This window comes from Ornithinimicrobium jinqii, assembly GCF_045032595.1.
Lineage (GTDB): Bacteria > Actinomycetota > Actinomycetes > Actinomycetales > Dermatophilaceae > Ornithinicoccus.
On the sequence record NZ_JBJFZS010000012.1, the window covers coordinates 180,064 to 199,045 of the forward strand.

14 protein-coding genes are annotated in these 18,982 nt (G+C 73.3%); 3 read left to right on the forward strand and 11 right to left on the reverse strand.

The features are described 5' to 3' along the window. Position 1: 1 nt before the first annotated feature. Positions 2 to 3,502: an exodeoxyribonuclease V subunit gamma gene (recC, locus tag ACI3ET_RS06015; RefSeq protein WP_405032073.1), complete on the reverse strand. Its 3,501-nt coding sequence runs from the start codon at positions 3,500 to 3,502 to the stop codon at positions 2 to 4. Between the two features lie 339 nt (positions 3,503 to 3,841). On the opposite strand from recC, the gene ACI3ET_RS06020 reads away from it, so the two are divergent. Then, entirely contained in the window at positions 3,842 to 5,269 is a 1,428-nt protein-coding gene (locus ACI3ET_RS06020; RefSeq protein ID WP_405032074.1) for an HNH endonuclease signature motif containing protein, read from the forward strand. Positions 5,270 to 5,450: 181 nt separating this feature from the next. Here ACI3ET_RS06020 and ACI3ET_RS06025 read toward each other — a convergent pair whose 3' ends face one another. From ACI3ET_RS06025 to pelF, 8 genes are all read right to left on the reverse strand, one after another. Next, positions 5,451 to 6,404, reverse strand: a complete 954-nt coding sequence (locus ACI3ET_RS06025; RefSeq protein ID WP_405032075.1) for an endo alpha-1,4 polygalactosaminidase — start codon at positions 6,402 to 6,404, stop codon at positions 5,451 to 5,453. Between the two features lie 34 nt (positions 6,405 to 6,438). Then, complete coding sequence (locus tag ACI3ET_RS06030; protein ID WP_405032076.1) at positions 6,439 to 8,598, reverse strand: Agd3-related carbohydrate-binding protein; 2,160 nt, start codon at positions 8,596 to 8,598, stop codon at positions 6,439 to 6,441. 21 nt (positions 8,599 to 8,619) lie between these two features. Then, positions 8,620 to 9,621 (reverse strand): NAD-dependent epimerase/dehydratase family protein, encoded by a 1,002-nt coding sequence (locus ACI3ET_RS06035; protein ID WP_405032077.1) that lies wholly within the window; start codon positions 9,619 to 9,621, stop codon positions 8,620 to 8,622. Continuing rightward, positions 9,618 to 10,967 carry a nucleotide sugar dehydrogenase gene (locus tag ACI3ET_RS06040; protein ID WP_405032078.1) on the reverse strand — a complete coding sequence of 450 codons (1,350 nt, stop codon included), beginning with the start codon at positions 10,965 to 10,967 and terminating at the stop codon, positions 9,618 to 9,620. The genes ACI3ET_RS06035 and ACI3ET_RS06040 overlap by 4 nt, the downstream gene beginning before the upstream one ends. Next, positions 10,964 to 11,893: an NAD-dependent epimerase/dehydratase family protein gene (locus ACI3ET_RS06045; protein ID WP_405032079.1), complete on the reverse strand. Its 930-nt coding sequence runs from the start codon at positions 11,891 to 11,893 to the stop codon at positions 10,964 to 10,966. The genes ACI3ET_RS06040 and ACI3ET_RS06045 overlap by 4 nt, the downstream gene beginning before the upstream one ends. Further along, on the reverse strand, positions 11,890 to 12,624 hold the full coding sequence (locus ACI3ET_RS06050; RefSeq protein WP_405032080.1) for a sugar phosphate nucleotidyltransferase: 735 nt from the start codon (positions 12,622 to 12,624) through the stop codon (positions 11,890 to 11,892). The genes ACI3ET_RS06045 and ACI3ET_RS06050 overlap by 4 nt, the downstream gene beginning before the upstream one ends. 66 nt (positions 12,625 to 12,690) lie before the next feature. Beyond that, entirely contained in the window at positions 12,691 to 14,073 is a 1,383-nt protein-coding gene (locus ACI3ET_RS06055) for a hypothetical protein (protein ID WP_405032081.1), read from the reverse strand. Beyond that, positions 14,070 to 15,599, reverse strand: a complete 1,530-nt coding sequence (pelF, locus tag ACI3ET_RS06060; RefSeq protein WP_405032082.1) for a GT4 family glycosyltransferase PelF — start codon at positions 15,597 to 15,599, stop codon at positions 14,070 to 14,072. Before pelF ends, ACI3ET_RS06055 begins: the two co-directional genes overlap by 4 nt. A gap of 243 nt (positions 15,600 to 15,842) precedes the next feature. Here pelF and ACI3ET_RS06065 point away from each other — a divergent pair, with 243 nt between their 5' ends. Further along, complete coding sequence (locus ACI3ET_RS06065) at positions 15,843 to 16,685, forward strand: GAF and ANTAR domain-containing protein (protein WP_405032083.1); 843 nt, start codon at positions 15,843 to 15,845, stop codon at positions 16,683 to 16,685. 93 nt (positions 16,686 to 16,778) lie between these two features. Then, positions 16,779 to 17,828 carry a hypothetical protein gene (locus ACI3ET_RS06070; protein ID WP_405032084.1) on the forward strand — a complete coding sequence of 350 codons (1,050 nt, stop codon included), beginning with the start codon at positions 16,779 to 16,781 and terminating at the stop codon, positions 17,826 to 17,828. 160 nt (positions 17,829 to 17,988) lie between these two features. On the opposite strand, the gene ACI3ET_RS06075 is transcribed toward ACI3ET_RS06070, so the two are convergent. Next, a complete protein-coding gene (locus ACI3ET_RS06075; protein WP_405032085.1) occupies positions 17,989 to 18,453 on the reverse strand; it encodes a YbaK/EbsC family protein in 465 nt (154 codons plus the stop codon). A gap of 24 nt (positions 18,454 to 18,477) precedes the next feature. Continuing rightward, the coding region (locus ACI3ET_RS06080) for a M50 family metallopeptidase (protein WP_405032086.1) at positions 18,478 to 18,982 on the reverse strand (505 nt) is incomplete at its 5' end.

The window sequence follows — 18,982 nt, forward strand, 5'->3', positions numbered from 1 at the left end:
GTCAGGGCCTCCTCATCGTCTCGGCGCCGTCGCCGAGGACCGGTCCCCACGCCCGGAGGGCGAGCTGGCCCAGGCGGGAGGTCGCTCCCGGGTGCCACAGCTCGTCGGGCCGTGGGGTCCCTGCCACCTCGGCGAGGGTCGCCTGGGAACCCAGCACGCGGAGCCACGAGGGGTCGTCCTGCTCCTTGCCACCGCCGTAGCCGCTGTCGGGCGTCACCCACCCACCGGAGGCAGCCTGCTTGAGCGCCAGCGTCTCCTTGCCCGTCCGCAGGAAGGTCTCCGCCCAGTGGTAGCTGGTCTCGACGGGAAGGGGGACGACCTCGCGCAGCCCGCGGTCGCGCAGATCGACCAGCTGGCTCAGGAGCTCGACCGCACGCTGCTGCTCGTGCGGCCCGTGGGTGTAGAGGGCTGGGCTCTTGTCGCCCCTTCCCCAGTAGTGCTTGCCCACGAGCAGGCTGGTCGCACCCTCCTCGCCGGAGGCGGCCAGCACGAGCGAGAGGATCCACGAACGCAACCGGTGCTTGGCCCTCAGCGTGGAGGACGTGACGGTCAGGGCGTGCACCCCGACCATGCCGGCGACGGTGCCCACGAGGTGCCGGTCGCCGGGGAGGGCGACGTCGACGTCGACGCTCTCCCGGGGGAGAGCCTCTCCCCAGCCGCCCCCGCCGACGGAGCGCCAGGTGGCCTCGCACAGGGCCAGCACCTCGTCTTTGATCGAGGCCATCGCCACCGTGCCGAGGGCGTCGGGGGGCAGACCGCCGCGCCAGAGCTCGGCCTGCTCCGTGACGTCCCCCGGCCGGCCGGCCAGGACCGCCTGGAGCATCCGCTCCCCGACACCCCACCTCTCGAGGGGGCCGAGCTCGATGGGGATCCCTGTGTCGCGCCGCTCCGGCACCTCGGGCAGGACCAGGCCGAGCCGCGAGCGGAGGAAGGCCCGGGCGGGGTTGTCGAAGAAGCGGAGGAGGTCGTCCAGGGCCACCTCGGTGCTGGACCTGTCGGCCAGGAGGTAGGCGGCCACCGGGACCGGTTCGACCGGTTCGGCCCGCAGCGCGAGCGCACCCGCCAGCGCGGCAGGGTCGTAGCTGAACGGCAGGTCGTGGGGGAGGAGCGCTGCGTCCTCCGTGGCAGGTGCGCCCAGGTTGCGGCGGTCGTAGGGCTGCAGAGGGTGGCGGGTCACGAGCGTGTCGACCCCCTGGCCCGTGGCGGTCGCCCGGACGGCGTCGATCAGCTCCCCGAGCGGGACGGCGGGGGGCCGCTCCTGACCGGTGTGCTCGTCGGCGCCCGTGTAGGTGATGACGAGGGTCTCGCCCGCCGACATCACGGCGTCGAGCAGCAGCTGCCGGTCCTCGCTGCGCAGGTCGCGCTCGCCGGTGACCGGTCGCCTGCCCAGCGCGTCGTCACCGTCGGGGGTGGTGCGGCGCGGGAAGACGCCGTCGTCCATCCCGACGAGGCAGACGACCCGGTGCGGGACCGAGCGCATCGGCACCATCGTGCACACGGTCAGCGTGCCGGTGCGGAAGTTGGACCGCGTCGCGCGCCCGGCCGAGTGCTCGCGCAGGAGCGCGTGGACGTCCGCCAGCGACAGCGACGGCGCGGACGCGTCGGCACGGGTGGCGGCGGCCACGATCCGGGACAGCTCGCGCTCGAGCTGGGTCGCCTGCCAGGCGTCGCGGAACGAGACGTCCGCCAGCCCGAGCACCCCCTCGTGCAGCGCCCGGACCCACTCGTCGACGGTGTCGGCGTGACGGAGCCCCTGCAGGGTGTCGCCGAGCCTGCCCACGAGCTCGGCGAGGCGACCCGCCAGGTCGAGGTCGCCGCTGTCGAGGTCGTCCAGGGCCAGCGTCGTCCCGAGGTGGTCGGTGTCCTGACCGTCGACCGCGGCCCCCACCAGCACGCGGTCCAGGCCAGCACGCCAGGTGTTCTGCACGAGGGAGCTCAGGCCGTAGTCGCCCCGGTGCTCGCCGTCCAGCCCCCACCGGATCACCACGGCCTCGACCCAGTCGCCGAGGCGGTCCAGCGCGTCGTCGTCCAGACCGAAGCGGTGGCGCACCGGTCCGCTGCGGGCCACGTCCAGTACCTCGCCCGCGGTGAGCCGTCCGCCGGCGAGCTCGACCAGCCGGTCGGCCAGCGCGAGGAGAGGATTGGTATGGAGCGGTGCCCGGTCCGCGAGCCGCACCCGCAGCCGGTGCGCAGGGTGGGCATCGCCGAGGACCACGTCGCCGAGGCCGAAGCCCGCGTGGACGAGCGGGGCGTAGGCGTCGATGTCGGGGCACATGACGAGGATGTCGCGCGGTTCCAGGGTGGGATCGCGTTCCAGCAGGTCGGTGAGGACGTCCCGCAGCACCTCCACCTGCCGGGTCTGCCCGTGGCAGGCGTGGACCTGGACGCTGCGGTCGTCGACCCCGATCTCGCGGGAACGTCTCTCCTCGTCCGACGGCGGCGCGTCGCCGGCGAGGTCGGACTGCAGCTGGCCGAGCAGCGCGGTGGGGGCCTGGGCGGCGGCAGGGGCCGGGGCAGCGGCAGGGGCCGGGGCGGCGGCAGGGGCGGTGCGGGCCCCGCCGTCGCCGTCCACCGGCTGGTCGACCGCGCTCGCCAGAGCGAGGGTGCGCTGCAGCTCGCGGGCGTCGCGGCCCAGGCTCGCCAGGAGGGGGTGCCGCACCACGGCGCCGGAGCGGTCCTCGGCGCGCGGCACGGGGCCTGCGACGGCCCCGCCCGCGAGCGAGTCCCAGGCTGCCGGCGAGGCCTGCGGCAGCCAGAGGTGGACGTCGCGGTGCTCCCCGAGCGCGGCGAGCACCTCCACCTCGCTCCGGGAGATCCGCGTGTGGCCGAAGAGGGAGAGCCTGCCGGGCAGCTCGAGGTCGTCGAGCTGGCCCGAGCGCAGAGCCTGCACCACCCGGGAGTGCCGCTCGTCCGGCGCCTCGGCGGCCACGTCCGCCAGCACCCTCCTCCACAGCTCGGGCTGCCACGCCAGGTCGTCGTCGACCTCACCCCCCAGGCCGTCGCCGGACCCCCCGGCGCGCCAGTCGGCGAGCAGCGCCGGCCGCTGGGACGCGTAGTCGGCGAAGAGCCCCGCGAGCCGGCGGGACACGGCATACCTCCGGCCTCTGCGCAGCTCGCCCTCGGTGCCGGTCTCGCCGTGGCCGAGGTGGGTGGCGAGGGTCTGCGCCCACGGTTCGCCGAGGCTCGCGTCGACCGCGCGCAGGACCGGCCAGGCCAGCCGGTCCGGGTGCCACGGGTCGTCGCGCTCGATACCCAGGACGAGAGCGACGAGCGAGTGCGGGTTGAAGAAGCGCACCCCCGCGCAGACGCCGTCGTGCCGGGCTTCGCCCTGGCCGGCGCCCAGCCGGTGGGAGAGCCGCTGCGCCAGCCACCGCTCGACCCCGCGCGCGGGCACGGCGACGACCTCCTCGGCGAACGGGTCCTCGAGGGGACTCGCGAGGAGCGTGCTGAGGCCGTCGGCCAGCACGTCGGTACTCACGCCGCGGTGCACGATCAGGGTCACGTCGGCGACCCTATCCGCGGGCGCCGACAGACCCCCCACGGCGTCGGTCCGTGCGGGTGAGGGCGCGAGTCGTGAGGGCACGGGTCGTGAGGGCGCGGGTCGTGAGGGCGCGGGTCGTGAGGGCGCGGGTCGTGAGGGCGCGGGTCGTGAGGGCGTGGGTCGTGGGGGCACGAGTATCAGGTGGTCGGCGGCGGGTCTCCGGGACCCGGCCGTCACCCGGGTCCCCTCCTGGTGCAGCGCTCATGGTGCAGCCCCCATGGTGGCGACGGACCGCTGACCATCGTTCGGGCATCGGCGCAGGTCAGGGGGTCTGTCGGTGCTGGCTGATTGAGTGTGTTCATGAGTACATCGGTGGTGGCAGCGGCGGCAGGGTGGGAGCTGCTGGGTGCCGTGGAGCCGGTGGTCCTGTCGCAGGAGGAGAGGGTGGCGGCGCGGGCCCTGGCGGAGGCGCAGCTGGCGGACCTGGGGCCGTGGCTGGACGAGGCGCAGGTGGAGGCACGGTTCGCCGACGCGGTCGCCTCGCTGACCGCGGAGGACCTGGTCGCGGCCGGGCACGAGGTGCTGGCCGGGCTGGGCGGTGCCGAGCGTGCCCTGGACCTCGCCGGCGACGCGGTCACCGATGGTGCGGTGGCGCGGGTGCTGGACGCCGAGGTCGTGCAGGCTCTCGAGTCGGTCGCGGCGGCCCGGGTCCGTCTGGACGCGCTCGGGTTCACCCTGGCACGGGAGGCGTGCGCCCGGGGCCTGCACACCGCCACCGGGCTGAGCCTGGTCGACTGGCTCGCCCAGCGCTGCCCGTGGGCGGGGCGGGCCGAGCTCGCGCAGCTCGCGGTCGTAGCGCGGGCCTGCACGGAGGACCGGCAGAACGCCCCCATCGGGGACGCGGTGGCCGGGGGTCGGGTGCCGGCCCGGCGGGCCGAGGTCATCACCCGCGCACTGCGCAAGGCCCGCGCGAGCCTGGATGCCGACCGCTACGAGGCGTACCTGACGATCCTGCTGCGCGCCGCGGCCGACGCCTCCATCAACGACGCCGGGCTGCGGCGGGCCGCGGACCTCTTCCTGGCCGGGGTGCTGGACGAGCAGGAGAAGGAGAAGCGGGAACGCACCGCCCACCGGATGCGCGGCGTCCAGACCCATCCGCTGGGCAAGGGCCTGACCCGGTTCACGATCGACGCCCCGGCCGAGCACGCAGCCGTCATCGCCGGGATCCTGGACTCCAAGCTCGCCCGCCCGCAGCCCGGCCCCGACGGGACCCGCGACGAGCGGACGCCGACGGAGCGGCGGTTCGACGCCCTGATGACCGTCCTGGGCCGCGGCACCACCTGCCCGGAGGGCACCCCGCAGATGGCGCGGGCCACCCTGTTCGTGGTCATGGGGCTGGCGGAGCTGCTCGGTGCCCTGGCCGGCGTCGGGCACTCCCTCAACGACGTCACCCTGTCCCCGGGACAGGTCCGCAAGATGGCCTGCGAGGCAGAGATCATCCCCGTCGTCCTCGGCGGCGACAGCCAGGTCCTGGACCTCGGCCGCGCCGTCCGGCTCGCGACCCCTGCCCAGGTCAAGGCGCTCTACCTGCGCGACCAGGGGTGCACCTTCCCCGGGTGCTCCGTGCCCGCGCAGTGGACCATCGCCCACCACCACCCCTGGTTCAGCCGGGGCGGGGCCACCGACCTCGACAAGCTCGCCCTGCTCTGCGAACCCCACCACAAGCACGTCCACGACAACGACCTCACCTGCACGATCGACCGCTCCGGCGTCACCTGGCACGTCTGACGACCCCGCCCTGCACCCGACCCGGCGGGTCGGGTGCAGAGGCCTGCGCCGATACGGGAGATGCCGGGTCGTGTCCGCTCAGTGCCGGATCTCCAGGGCGCCGGCGCGCAGATGTCGAGCACGCCGGCGCACAGGTGTCCAGGACGCCTGCGCAGCGGAGGACGACGAGGCCAAGCCGACCTCACCCGCAGGGCGGCCTGACCCCGTCGAGCTCCACCCGGGTGACGTACCCGACGAAGCCCTCCTCGGCATACCTGCGACAGGCCTCAGCGACGAGCGCCGGCCGGTCGGCGTAGTCGACGGCCAGCACCAGCTTGCCTGCCCGCCGCAGCGCCCGCGTGTGCTCGAGGTTCTCGACGCACCACTCCTGGGTGCACGGCTCATCGGTGGCGAGGAAGAAGAGCTCCTCCATGCCGATCCCGTCCACGGCCTCGAGATACCCCGGTATGGTGCGCAGCTCCGGCGAGTTCTGTGGAACCACCCAGAAGTCGGGCTCATGCCCCTTCGCATAGGCGGAGATCCGCTCGATGAGCGCCACCATCCGCCGCGCCAGCTCGGAGCGCGAGGTCCCGGGCACCATGGACCGGTCGAGCTCCTCGTAGGCCAGCGGTGTGTCCAGGTAGACCCCGTCGAAGCCGGCGGCCAGGGCCTGGTCCAGGCGGGGTCGGACCACGAGCTCCCACCAGCTCTCTTCCCAGTAGCGCACGAAGTGCTCCTCCGGCCAGTCCTCCCACCGGTTGAGGACGAGGTCGTCCGTCGAGGCGCGGACCGCCGCCGCCTCGGGACGGAAGTCCTCGATCGCGCCGATCTCGAGGTAGGCGAGGACGACCTTGCCGGAGCCGTGTACCCGCCCGATCTCCTCGGGGGTGAACCAGCCGGACTGCGCATCCCGGGCCAGGTCGATGACGGCGAGGTCGTGCGGGGCGGCCACGACGTCGTCGAGCTGGCCGCCCGGGTAGCCCTGCAGCTGGTAGACCCACGAGCGGACCCCGTCCGTGGGGAGTGACGCGGTCCCGCCGGCGCTGGTCCCGCCGGCGCTGGACCCGCCGGAGCCACGCCCGCCGGCGCCGAACCCCCCGGCGGCGAGGGCGACCAGCGCCGCCCCCGCCACCAGCACGATCAGCATCACGAGCATGCGCCTGACCCGTCTGCCGACCACGTGCGTGGGCTCACGGCAGCGGCCGGGCGGCCCACGCGGTGGTGGCTCCGGCCTTGAGGGTGACAGTCGAGATCATGCTGCTGCCGTACGTGGTGCGCTTGGGTGCCTGCATGCCGGTGACCTGCAGCTGGCCCGCCGTCGTCGAGGTGATGCGCACCGCCCCCGCAGCCGGGATCCAGGTCGCCTGGACCTGGTCCTTGATGGCGTAGTGGCCGTTGCGCACGCTCGTGGTCTGCGCCAGCACCGGCCAGGTCGGGGAGAGCAGCGGCACGGAGTAGTACGACTCGTACTTGCCCACCACGGCCCCGGCCCAGTCGAAGGCGAGCGTGCGCCCGCCGCCGTAGTCGGACAGGTTCGGGATGTGCATCGTGTTGCTGTAGATCGAGCCCATCGCGACGCGGTGCAGCACGCCCGTGCTCTCGTGGTCGATGACCTGGTCGTAGGTCTGGTCGACCGACCAGTACGGGAACCTTCCGTCCGGACCGTAGAACCAGTTGTAGAACGCGGTCTCCTGCGCCGGCGTGGCGCTGAAGTAGGCGATGTTCGTCGGCCAGTCAGGCACCACCTTCACGCGCGGGTCCATCGGGTGGGCGATGTTGCAGTTGAAGCAGTCCGGCACGTGGCTGGGGAAGGACATGTTGCCGTGCAGGTATGTCGCACCCGTCGCGACCGCCGCCTCGATGAGTGCCGGGTTGGACGCCATCAGCCCGTGGTCGGTCGGGGGGTCGATGTCGTTGGTCGGGTCGGGGTGGTAGACGCCGAGCCCGGAGTACTCCCCGGTCTTGAGCACCGCGTTCGGTGCGGCCAGTCCGAGCGCCTTGGACACCTGCCGGTTGCGCGTGATCTCCAGCCGCGTCGACCGGAAGTCGGAGAAGTTGAGCTTGAGGTGGCTGAAGGTGTGGTTGAGCCATTCCACGTCGTTCTTGACGCAGAGCGACGCGGCGACGAGCTCACCCTCCCCACCACCGGTGCAGCTGGCGGCGGTCGAGGTGTTCACGCCCTCACCGTTGTAGGCCAGCGTCAGCCGGAAGTCGCTCGCGACCGGGTGCTCGGCGCGCAGGAGGTCCTGCTGCACCTTGACGTTGAGCGCGTCGTCCCCCGTCATCCGGAAGCCGTCGGGGTCGAGCGTCAGGTCCTCCAGCATCAGGTCGCTGGAGTTGAAGTAGTCGTCGATGTCGAGCTTGAGGAAGTGCCGCTGCTCGCCGAGGAACATCCCCCGGCTGGCCCACCGGAACAGCCCATAGGTGAGCAGGTGCGACTGCAGCAGGTGCTCGTTGCTGGAGAAGCTCAGCGCCATCTGCTCGCGGCCGTCAGGCGTGGTGCTCGTCGCGCCCAGCACGTCGCCGCCCGAGACGAGGACGGGCTGGGCCGCGCACCCGGGGGCGATCTGGTTCCGGTAGACCCACGACAGCTGCACCGGCACCTGGGCGGCCGGGTTGAGGTAGTCGAAGATCGCGGCCCCTTCCGGGGTCAGCGTGGCCGTGATGCCGGACTCGTCGACACCACCCTCACCCGCCGTCCGCAGACAGGTCTCCTCGGGCCAGGTGCCGTAGCTGCCGAAGAGCGTGGCCTGGCGCACGGCATACTCCCGCTCGTAGTCCCACAGGGTGTTCCACTCGGCGGAGTCCAGCCCGCTGACCCAGCTGCCGTCAGCGGCGGGGTGGAGGAGGCCGGTGCTGCTCAGCAGGACCGCGTTGTAGCGGCCCACACCGTCGGGGCCCACGAGCAAGTCCCGCGTCAGCGGCGTCTGCGCGACGTGGACGACGTCGTATGCGGCTCCGACCCGGTCGAGGGTCGCGCGCCAGGGCGGCAGGGCCAGGTCGTCGTCGTCGACGGCGAGCACGAGGGCCCGCAGCGCCACGGGACGGCTGGGCACCACCGCGACTGCTGCGGTGAGGGTCGCGTCGGCGGTGGCTCCCGCGCGGGCGGTGGCCCGTGCTCCGGCGGAGAGCTCCGCGTCGGTGGTCGCGCGGAACCGCCTCACGCTCCCGCCCTTGACACCCAGGGGATCGGGGATGTCCTCGACCGTCGGCGGTTCCACGGGCGCAGGCACCGAGAGCGGGTCGGGCGGGAGAGGGTCGTCCGCAGCTCCGGCGGTGGGCTGCAGCAGGGCCAGGGGCAGGCAGAGGGCGAGGGGAGCCAGCAGGAGCCGGCGGAGTGGGCTTGGCATGGTGTCACGGTCCTTCACGAGTCAGGCGGTGGGGGCGAGGGTGGCGATCGGGCGGGGTGGAGGGGCAGCTGCGTCGGAGTCGGAGTACCAGCGCCAGGTCCGCAGCACCCCCTCGTCGAGACCGACCGCGGGGGCGTAGCCGGTGAGGGAACGCAGCAGGGTGATGTCGGGGCACCGACGGCTGACCGACCCCTCTGGTGCCGGCAGCGGCTGCAGCGGCGGGTGGACCCCGACCGTCTCCAGCACCAGTCCGGCGAGGTCGGTGATGCTCGTCTCGACGTCCGTGCCGATGTGCACCGTGCGGCCGGTCGCAGTCGGCGTCCCCATCAGCCGAAGGACCGCCTCGACGGCGTCGTCGACGTAGCAGAACGCCCGCGTCTGGCCGGCGCCCCACACGCGGAACGGTGACTCGCCGCCGCCGGCCCGCGACAGCATCTCCGGCACCACGTGGTCCATGCCCATCCGCGGGCCGTAGACGTTGTGGAACCGTCCGGTCACCCACGCGAACCCCCGCGCGGCACCGGCGTGGGCGAGCGCCGCCTCGCCCCAGAGCTTGCTCACCGCGTAGGCGGCACGCGGCGCGGTGGGGTGCGGGACCGCCACCAGGGCGTCCTCGGCGGTCGGGACCGCCACGAGGCCGGACTCGACGCCCCCGGCATACACCTCGCTGGTGGACGCGTAGAACACCCGCGCCGCCGGCGGCACCCAGTCGATCAGGTGCAACGCCGTCACCGTGTTGACCCGCAGGCAGCGCAGCGGGTCGCGCTCGACGTTGCGCACGCCGACGACCGCGACGAGGTGGTAGACCTCGTCCCAGTCCTGACCGAGCGACGCCCAGCTCTCGACCCGGGTGAGGTCGGCCGAGACGACGTCTGCCCCCCCGGCCCGGAGCTCATCGAGCGTCGCGTCGCGCGCGCCGCGGGAGAAGTCGTCGACGACGGTGACCTGCCGGCCCTCGGCCAGCAGACGTCGCGCCAGGTGGGCGCCGATGAAGCCCGCGCCGCCGAGCACCACGCTCCTCATGCCGGCACCTGCGCGACACGGTCCGGGACGATCCGGAGGAGGGGCGAGGAGACGGGCTGGCGCCCCCGGTGCCCGAGACCGGCGTAGACGACCCCGGCTGCGGTGAGCGCCGCCTCGTCCAGCACCCGCCAGGCGTCGTAGGCGAACGCTGGGGGACCGTCCGGGCACAGGCCCACGAGGTCGAGGTGACGGTAGAGAGGGTGGTCGTTGACGATCACCACGCCGTCCGCGGCGGCCAGCGCGCCCACGAGGTCGGTCGGCTCGCCGCCGAGCGCGCGGACCGTGTCGTCGGGCACGAGCGGGTCGTGACCGAGCACCCGTACCCCGGCGGCCAGCAGCGGCGGCACGAGGGTCTCGACGGCTGTTCCGCGGACGTCGTCCGTGGGCGGTGTTCCCTTGCAGGCCCAGCCCAGCACGGCGACCGTCGCCCCCTCGCACCGGCCGCGCGTCTGCTGCAGGAGGGAGATGACCTGCTCGGCGACGTACTGCGGGAGGGTCTCGTTGACCTGCCGCGCCGCCCGGACCATCGGGGTGTCGTATCCGGGCGTGCAACCGATGAGGATGTGCGGGTCCTTGGACAGGCACGCTCCACCGACGAAGCCGGGCCGCGACAGGTCCGGTCGCGGATAGTCGAGGTTGCACGCGGAGATGACCTCCAGCGGGTCGACGCCGTGCTGGTCGGCGATGAGCGCGATCTCGTTGCCGAAGCCGTAGATGAGGTCGGTGTGGCAGTTGTTCGCCAGCTTGACCATCTCCGCGGTGTCCGTGGAGGAGACGGGCACGACGGTCCGGGACACCTGCTCGAAGAGGGCCACCCCGGCGTCGCGGCTGGCGTCGTCGACCCCGCCGACGACCTGGGGAAGCTCGATGATCTCGCGCAGCGCCTGCCCCTGGATGGTGCGCTCGGGGGCCATGCAGACCAGGGGCCGGCCCCAGGCCTGCTGCAGGATCGGCAGCACCGCGGTGCGGGTGGTGCCCACCGGCACCGTGCTGCGGACGACGACGAGCGTGTCGGGTGCGCACCGCTCGGCGACCGCGCTGGTCGCCGCCAGCAACGGGCCCAGGCGAACCTGGTGGTGCTCGTCGATGCTGGTGTTGACGGCGATGAAGACGGCGTCGTAGCGCTGGGTGGGAAGTACGTCACCGACGTGCACGGTGCGGCCGGTGCAGCGGGCGAGGGTCTCCTGGACCCCGGGCTCCTGCAGGTGCAGGCGCCCGGAGCGGATGCCGTCGAGCACCAGCGGCGAGGTGTCCACCCCGTGCACGGTGTGGCCGGCCTGGGCGAGAGCGGCGGTGAGGGTCAGCCCGACGTAGCCGAGGCCGACGACGCCGATGGTCAGGGTCATGACGCGTCCTTCGTGAGCAGGGGGATGCGGTGGTGGTGGTCGCCGCCCTCCCAGACGTCGCGCAGCGAGTCGGTGAGCGAGCGGCGGGGGTGCCAGTGGAGGGCGCGCTGGGCCAGACGGGTGTCGGCCTGCATCCAGTCGACGCCGGCCGAGCGGTCCGGTGCCGGCCCGTCCTCGCGGATCTGCCCGGTCCAGCCGGCGACGTCGGCCAGGGTCTCGACCACCTCCCGGCTGGAGACGGCTCGACCGGAACCGATGTTGATGATGGGCGGCAGGGGGCCGGGGACGAGCGCGGCGGCGAGCGCGGCCCGGGCCACGTCGTCGGCATCCACGATGTCGCGCCACGTCGTCAGCGGGGCGGTGCTGATCTCGCGCTTGCCCTCCAGCTGGGCCCGACGGATGCGAACGGCCACCTGGGAGGCGAGGCTCGGCCCGTGGGCGCCGGCACCGACCGGGTTGAAGACCCGCAGCGTGCTGCCGCTGAGGGCGCCCCCCATGACCGCGACCCTCAGCAGGTGGGTGGCGGCCAGATGGCTGGCGCCGTAGGCGGTGACAGGCCAGGTCGGGTCGTCCTCGCGGACGGCGTCGCCCCAGTTCACGGGGCCGTACTCCCCGGCGGAGCCCAGCCGGACCAGCCGGACCGGGTGGTCGGTCAGGCCGGCGATCGCCTCCACCAGCACGGCCACCGCCCCGGCGTGGGCGGCGGTCAGCGCGGTGATCGTCCCGTCCAGCCGACCGGTGCACAGGATCACCACGTCGGGCACCGTCCGTCGCAGCGCCGCGCCGACGGCCTCGACGCCGTCGTCGAGGTCGAGCTCGTGCCGCGTCGGGGTGAGCACCGTGCCCACCGCGTGGTGGGCACGGGCGGCCGCGGCGACGTGCGCCCCGAGGAAGCCCCGGGCTCCGAGGACCAGGACCCGCGTCATGACACGGCCGAGACGGGCAACGGCTCCGGCAGCAGGAGCGGTCGCAGCTCCTTGAAGCTGGAGTTGACCCCGTCGTAGTCCGCGGGTCGGCCGATGTCGTGCCACAGCCCGCTGTAGGGGTAGCACGCCGGGAAGTCCTGCCGCTCGATGAGGTCGAGGATGAGCTCGTCCGCCCCGCAGGGGATGCCCGGCTCGTAGTGGTAGAGCAGCGAGCGGGACATGGCGTAGACCCCCATGCTCACGTGGTACGTCAGCCGCGGCTTCTCGGTGAATCCACGGATCCGCTCCCCGCGCAGGTCCAGCACCCCGAAGTCGACCTGGTGCTCGGCGACGTAGGTGGCGACCGTCAGCGGCGCGCCGGTGCCGGTGTGCTCGATGAGCAGGTCGTCGAACGGCAGGTCGGTGAGGATGTCGCCGTTCATCACCAGGAAGTGCTCTGGCAGCCGGTCCCGGAGCTGGAAGAGCGGTCCGAAGGTCCCCAGCGGCTGCGTCTCCATGGAGTAGTCCACGCTCAGGCCCCACTTGGAGCCGGAGCCGACGTAGGCGCGGATCAGGTCGCCGAGGTGGTTGATGGCCAGGGTCACCGAGGTGAACCCCTGACGGGAGAGCTGGGTGAAGATGACGTCGAGGATGACGTCCTCGTCGCCCAGCGGGACGAGTGGCTTGGGCAGAGCGGTGGTGTAGGGCCGGAGGCGGATTCCCTTCCCCCCGGCGAGGACGACAGCGTGCATGAGAGAGATCCCCATCCCTGCGGTGGTGCTGTGGTGGTGCGGCCGTCGCGGGTATGCCGCGGAGCCTCACCTGAAGTGCTGGACCGGTCTGGTGAGCAGACCGGCCCCGAGGGCCAGGAGCAGGAGGCTCGTGGCCGTGACGAAGGCACTGGTCATCGGGGCTCGGGCGAGCACCGACAGCAACGTCTCGACGAGGGCTCCCGCGGCGAAGCAGGACGCCAGCCAGGCGTAGGCCCCGGTGTTGGCCAGGACGATCGCCAGGAGGTAGGCAGGGGCGAGCAGGACCGTGGTCAGAGCCACGGTCCTGACCCCGGCGGACAGGAGGCCGGCGCGCTGGAGCACGAGCAGCATGGCTGCCGCGCCCAGCGCGGTGACGGCGGCGCAGGCAAGCACCTCAGCCAGGACGGGCCCGCTCGCGCGGAGCCGGAACCGGGCGGGGGTGTCGCTGCACGAGAGCTCGTCGCGCAGCCGGCGGGACAGCAGTCCGGCCCGCCACTCGACGAAGCCCATCGTCAGGAACAGTCCGGCCAGGGCGAGCGGCAGCCCGCCGCCCAGCCGGAGGAAGTGGGCCTGCGGGAGCAGGAGGAAGGTGACGCTGGCGACCGCGTAGCCCAGGACCGGGGTGAGGCCGACGAGCGCCACGGCGGGGGCAGCGGGTCCCCGCCCCACCCCGCCGATGACGAGGAGCGAGGCGATGGAGAGCACGAACGTCGCGAGCACGACCCAGGCCGGCACGACGGCCGGTGCGACCAGGTTGCTCAGACCGACCGTTCCCTGGACCACGAGCACGACCACGAGTGCACGGCGGCGCCGGAGGAAGAACAGCAGGGTGGTGCCCAGCTGGGCGGCTGTCACCGACGCTGCCACGACACCGACGACCACCGGGCTCCGGCCGACCACGACGAGGAGCAGCCCGGCGAGCGTGCCGGCCACGACACCCAGGAGCACCGAGCGGCGCAGGTCGGCGGCCGCGTGCTCCTGACCCTGTTCCGAGCTGGCGGTCGCGCTCAGCACGCCGTAGGCGCGCCAGGTCATGACCACCGCCCAGAGCCAGCCCAGGGCGGCGCCGACGACGAGGGCGAGCAGGGCGTGGGGGGTCCCGACGAGCGTGAGGAGCGCCGGCATCGACAGTGCGGGAAGGAGGTAGATGACGCCGTGCCCGAGGCTGGACACGCCTGACGCAGACCGGGGTCGCTCGCGGCGGAGCGGCGCGGCGGCGGGGATGGTCCCGGGGTGCGGGGTCGTCGGTCTCTCGGTCGTGCTGCCGTCGGACGCACAGGCGCGCAGGGTGGTGGCGAGGGCGAAGACGTCCTCGTGGCCGTAGCGGTCACGGGCCAGATCGTCGGTGATGCCGGACGACTCGAGGACGGCGGCCACGTGGAGCACGTCCACGGACTCGGTGACGACCGGCCCCAGACGGGTGCCGAGCGCTTCCACGGCGGCGGTCACTGGACCAGCACCTCCTCCCGCAGCTCGGCGTCGAGGGCCGGTGCCGAGGACCCCGCCCGGCCCGTCACCTGCGCGTAGAGGTCTCCGTAGGCGCCGGTCCAGCGGTCCACGGTGAACTGGTCCCGCACCCGCAGCCGCGCCACACGGCCCATCTGCGCACGGAGGTCGTCGTCCTGCAGCACCCTGACGAGAGCCCGCCCCAGGGCCTCCGGGTCCTGGGGCGGGACGACCAGGCCGCCGTCTCCGACGGCCTCGGCGACCCCGCCGACGTTGGTGCACACGACCGGTCGCCCGCAGGCCATCGCCTCGACGATCGAGTAGGGGAATCCCTCGGAGATGCTGGACAGCGCCACGACGGAGCCGCTGTGGTAGGCGTCGAACGGCTGGCGGGTCGGCCCCTCGAAGGTGACGGCGTGCCCCATACCCAGCTCCTCGGCCAGCGCTCGGCAGCCCTCCAGGTAGTCCTCCTGCCCCGCAGGGGCGGCGCCGAAGATCCGCAGCAGAGCCTGGGGCAGCGTCCGCTGGACGGCGGCGAACGCCTTGATCAGCGTGCGGACGTCCTTGACGGGGTCGATACGACCGAGGAAGCAGACCGTCGGCACGTCGGGCTCCGAGGCAGCCACCGGGAAGTCGTCGAGGCAGACGCCGTTGTACATCGTGTGCATCCGGTCCGGGTCGGCTCCGCACCGCAGCTGCCAACGGCGGTTGTAGCGCGAGTGGGGGGCGATAGCGGCGGCCACCTGGTAGGACGCGGCGGCCAGGAGCCGGAAGAAGTTGAGGCGCAGGAAGCGCACCGCGCGGCTGAACGGCTGGTCGTCCTCGAGCAGGTATCGCTCGCGCAGGTAGATCCCGTGCTCCGACAACACGACCGGGGTGCCGTGCTCCCAGTGGGCCGCCATCCCGACGAGCATGGAGGGACCGTTCATCGCGGCGTGCACGACGTCGGCCTCGACCGGCCGTTCCTGCAACGGGCGCAGCAGGTGCTCGAGCAGGCCCCCCCAGTCGAGCGCGTCGCGCAGGGTCATTCCCGCACCGGTGGCCTCGCACCAGTGGGACGTGAGCGCCTGCACCGCGGGGTCGTCGGTAAACAACCCGGCCGTGGTGCCGCGGGTCCGGGCGGCGACGGCGGTGCGGTGCAGGGCGTCGAGGAAGGCCGCGACGCCGGTGGCGGCGGCCTGAGAGTCGTCCGGCGGCGGCCGGACGAGCTGGGCGGCGAGGTCGGAGACAGCCCTCTGGGTGGCCGGGTGCGGTCGGCCGCGGGGCGCGCGCTCGGGCGTCCACAGCGCCAGGGACCGGACACGCTCGAGGTTGGCCGGCGCCTCCCACAGCGGCCGGTCGTGGCCGTCGACGGTCAGGGCGATGAACTCGAAGCGGTGGTCCGGCAGGCCGCGCATCAGCTGGTCGCACCACACGGAGACCCCGCCCATCGCGAACGGGTAGGTGCCCTCGGACACGAGCGTGACCCTCAGCGGCTCGTCCGCTGGCAGCGTGTCACCCCCGGTGGGGGTCGCGGGCAGGGGGGTCACGGTGGCCTCCGGCGACGAGATGCGGCCGGGGTCCGGGGCCTGTGGGTGAACCGGTGTCACGCGCGGGGCGAGTGCCCCTGGTGACGTTGAGCCGAAGGTACGCCCGACCCGTGCTGGCGCGCAAGGGGTTCGGAAGCATTTCTTGCGCAGCGGGCCGAGAGCAGGTCTATGGTGAGCCTGACGACCCCCACCGTGACGGGGGTCGGCGCGGACAGGGTCTGCTCTCACGATGAGAGGGGCAGCATGACCATGCAGCGCGACGAAGAGTTGTTCGCAGTTCTCCTCTCACTGGCCGGGGTGACCGACGCGCACCGTGACAGCAGCGTCGTCGACACCCTTCTGGGCCAGGGGCGGTCACTGCTGCGCGCCCAGGGGGCGATCGTGTTCCTCGACGACGAGGGCGACCCCCCGTGTGGCGCGGGGTCGAGCAGCCCGTGTGGCGCAGGGTCGAGCAACCGGGTCGCGCACGACCTGTGGCTCGCGAGCCTGCGGCACGGGGGCCCGATGACCGTGGCGCACCGGGAGCGGCGACCGGTCACCTTCCTCGCCGACCGCGCCGGCGAAGAGGCGTGGGAGCGATTCACGGAGGAGGCCGGTCGGCTCGGCATCCAGAGTGTGTATGCCGTGCCCGTCGCCGTCGGCGATCGGGCCCTGGGCGCCTACGCCCTGCTGTGGCGGCGCCTGGTGCAGCTGACGCCGGAGGACGCACGGTTCGCCGAGGCCCTGGGCCGGATGGCGGCGGTGGGTCTGGTCAACCGCCGCGAGGTGGTGGGGCACGAGGTGCGCGAGGCGCAGCTGCAGCACGCGCTCGACAGCCGCGTCGTCATCGAGCAGGCCAAGGGCATGCTGGCCGAGCGTGCCGGCATCGACACTTTCACCGCCTTCGAGCTGATGCGTGCCACGGCCCGAGCCGGTGGCCGCCGCCTCTCCGACATCGCCGAGGAGGTCGTGCGCGGCATGTGCTGGGAGCCGGGGACCGACAAGAGGCAGCGCACCCCCGCAGCCCGGTCGAAGGGGCGGAGGACCCCGCCGCGTGACAGCCCGCCGCGTGACAGCCCGCCGCGTGACAGCCCGCCGCGCACCTAGGCAGAACTACCCACGCCGCGTCGCTTCCGCCGCGGCCCCGCGTCGGGCACCCTGGGAGGGAGGGGACCACGCACGAGGCAGAGGGAGGCCGGGATGAGCGTCGCCGAGACCGAGGGGGTGCAGGCCGGTGCTGCTGGGGCGGTCGCGGCCGGGAGGACGACCGAGGCGGAGCGGCGCGCGGAGATCGCGCGCATCACGTACGCCTACCTGCGCTGGCTGATGGTCGGCCTGCCGGTGCTGCTGCTGATCGTCACCGGGGGGACCGCCCTGCTGCAGCAGGAGCTGGAGACCTCGATCAGCGCCTACTACGGGGGGCCGGTCCGCGACGTCTTCGTCGGCACCCTGCTCGCCGTCGCCGTCTGCCTCGTGGCCTACCAGGGGGTGGGGCTGCTGGAGGACTACACGCTCAACGGCGCCGGCTTCTACGCCGTCTTCGTCGCCCTGGTGCCGACCGGGTTCGCGGAGCTGATGGACGATCTGCGCAGCAGGCCCACGCCCGACGGGCTCACGGCCGCCGACCACGTCTGGTCGCTGCGGGTCGCGCTGAGCACCGTGGTGCTCATGTGCGTCTTTCTGTTCTGGCGGGAGTTCCGCTCCGGCAACCTCAAGCAGCTGGTCGCCACCGGGGGCTCACGGATGAGCGTCCTTCTGACCAGGGCGTTCGTGGTGCTCACCCTCCTGCTGCTGGCAGGCTTCCTCGCGCTCGCGGTCCAGCAGCTGTGGTTCGTCCCGGCCGACGAGGTGACGATGGAGGGCCTGCGACTGGGTCCGGTGCAGCTGACGATCCACGACCTCGCGGCGATCTTCCTGATCTGCTCGCTGGCGGTCGCCGTGCTGACGAACACGTGGCCGTTCTACCGGCTGGAGGACCTGCAGGAGTCCGCCCGCCGCGCCTACCTGGTGATCTTCGCGCTCATGGTGCTCGGGCCGCTGCTGATGTGGGGGCTGTCGGCCCTCGTCGCCCCCGGCCACCTCGTGATCCTGCTGGAGTGGTGGGAGATCGGCCTGTTCGCGTTCTTCTGGCTGCTGGAGACCCGCCGCATCGCCCGGGTCCGCGCCAGGTCGGCCAAGCAGCTGCCCCCGACCGGTCCCCTCCACGAGCCGCAGCGGGAGCTGGTCCCGGCGGAAGAGGGCCTGCCCTGACCCCCGACCGGACGCGTCGTGCTGCCGGTCGTGACAGGAGAGGGACGATGCGGCGATGACGACGGACGAGGGCCGCTGCTGGCCTCGTCCTGCCGACGCCAGCACCACGTCAGGCGTCCGGTCGGCCGGGGGGCGCCACAGACCGCGCTGCCGGTCCGGCTCAGCGGACCCGCGTCACCTCGCCGCCCGTGACGGTCACCAGCTGGTCGAACGTCAGCGGCACGATCGAGTCGGGCGTGCCCCCCGCTGCCCAGACGGTCTCGTGGGCGCGCAGGTCCTCGTCGACGAGCGTGCGCAGCCTGGTCGGGTGGCCGGTGGGGGCGACGCCGCCGATGGCCTGACCGGTCGCGGCACGTACCTGGTCGGCGCTCGCCTTGCGCACCGTCGCAGCCCCGACCGCGCCGGCGATCACCGCGGTGTCGACCCGTGCGGCGCCGCTGGCCATCACGAGCAGCGGCACGTCGTCCGCCATGAACACGAGGCTGTTGGCGATCGCCGCCACTGCGCAGCCGAGCTGCTCGGCAGCGAGCACCGCCGTGCGCGCGTGGTCGTCGAGCACCTGGATCCGGGCGTCGACCCCGGCGTCGCGCAGCGCGTCCTGGACGGTCTGGTGGCGAGGGTGCATGCGGGGAGTATGGCGTAGCGCCGCTCAGCGGAGCAGGAGCCACCCGCCCGCGGCCAGGCAGGCGACGCAGACGCTCCAGAACAGGGCGACCCAGGCCACGGCAGGCGAGCCGGTCAGGCGGGCGAGCTGGTCCGCGTCGGACCGCCGCTCGCCACCGCGCCGGCGTTGCCGCTGCATCTCGACGACCGAGCGCGGCGCAGCGAGCAGCAGGGCCCAGACGAGCAGGGATGCGGTCCACCCCGCGCCCTGGGCGGGCAGGAACCACGTCGCCGCACCGACGGCACCACCCACGACGAGCAGCACCCACAGGCCGTAGAGGTTGCGGATCAGCACGAGCATCAGCGCGCAGAGGAGCACGAACCCCCAGAGCAGCGCCACGGCATACCCCTGGGTGAGGACCGCGGCTCCCGCCAGGCCCAGCACAGCCGGTGCGGGGTAGCCGGCGGCGACGGTGGCGACCATCCCGGGGCCGGGGGGGGGGGACCGCGAGACGGGGAAGACAGAAGGGGCCGCGTGTAGGCGGATGCCG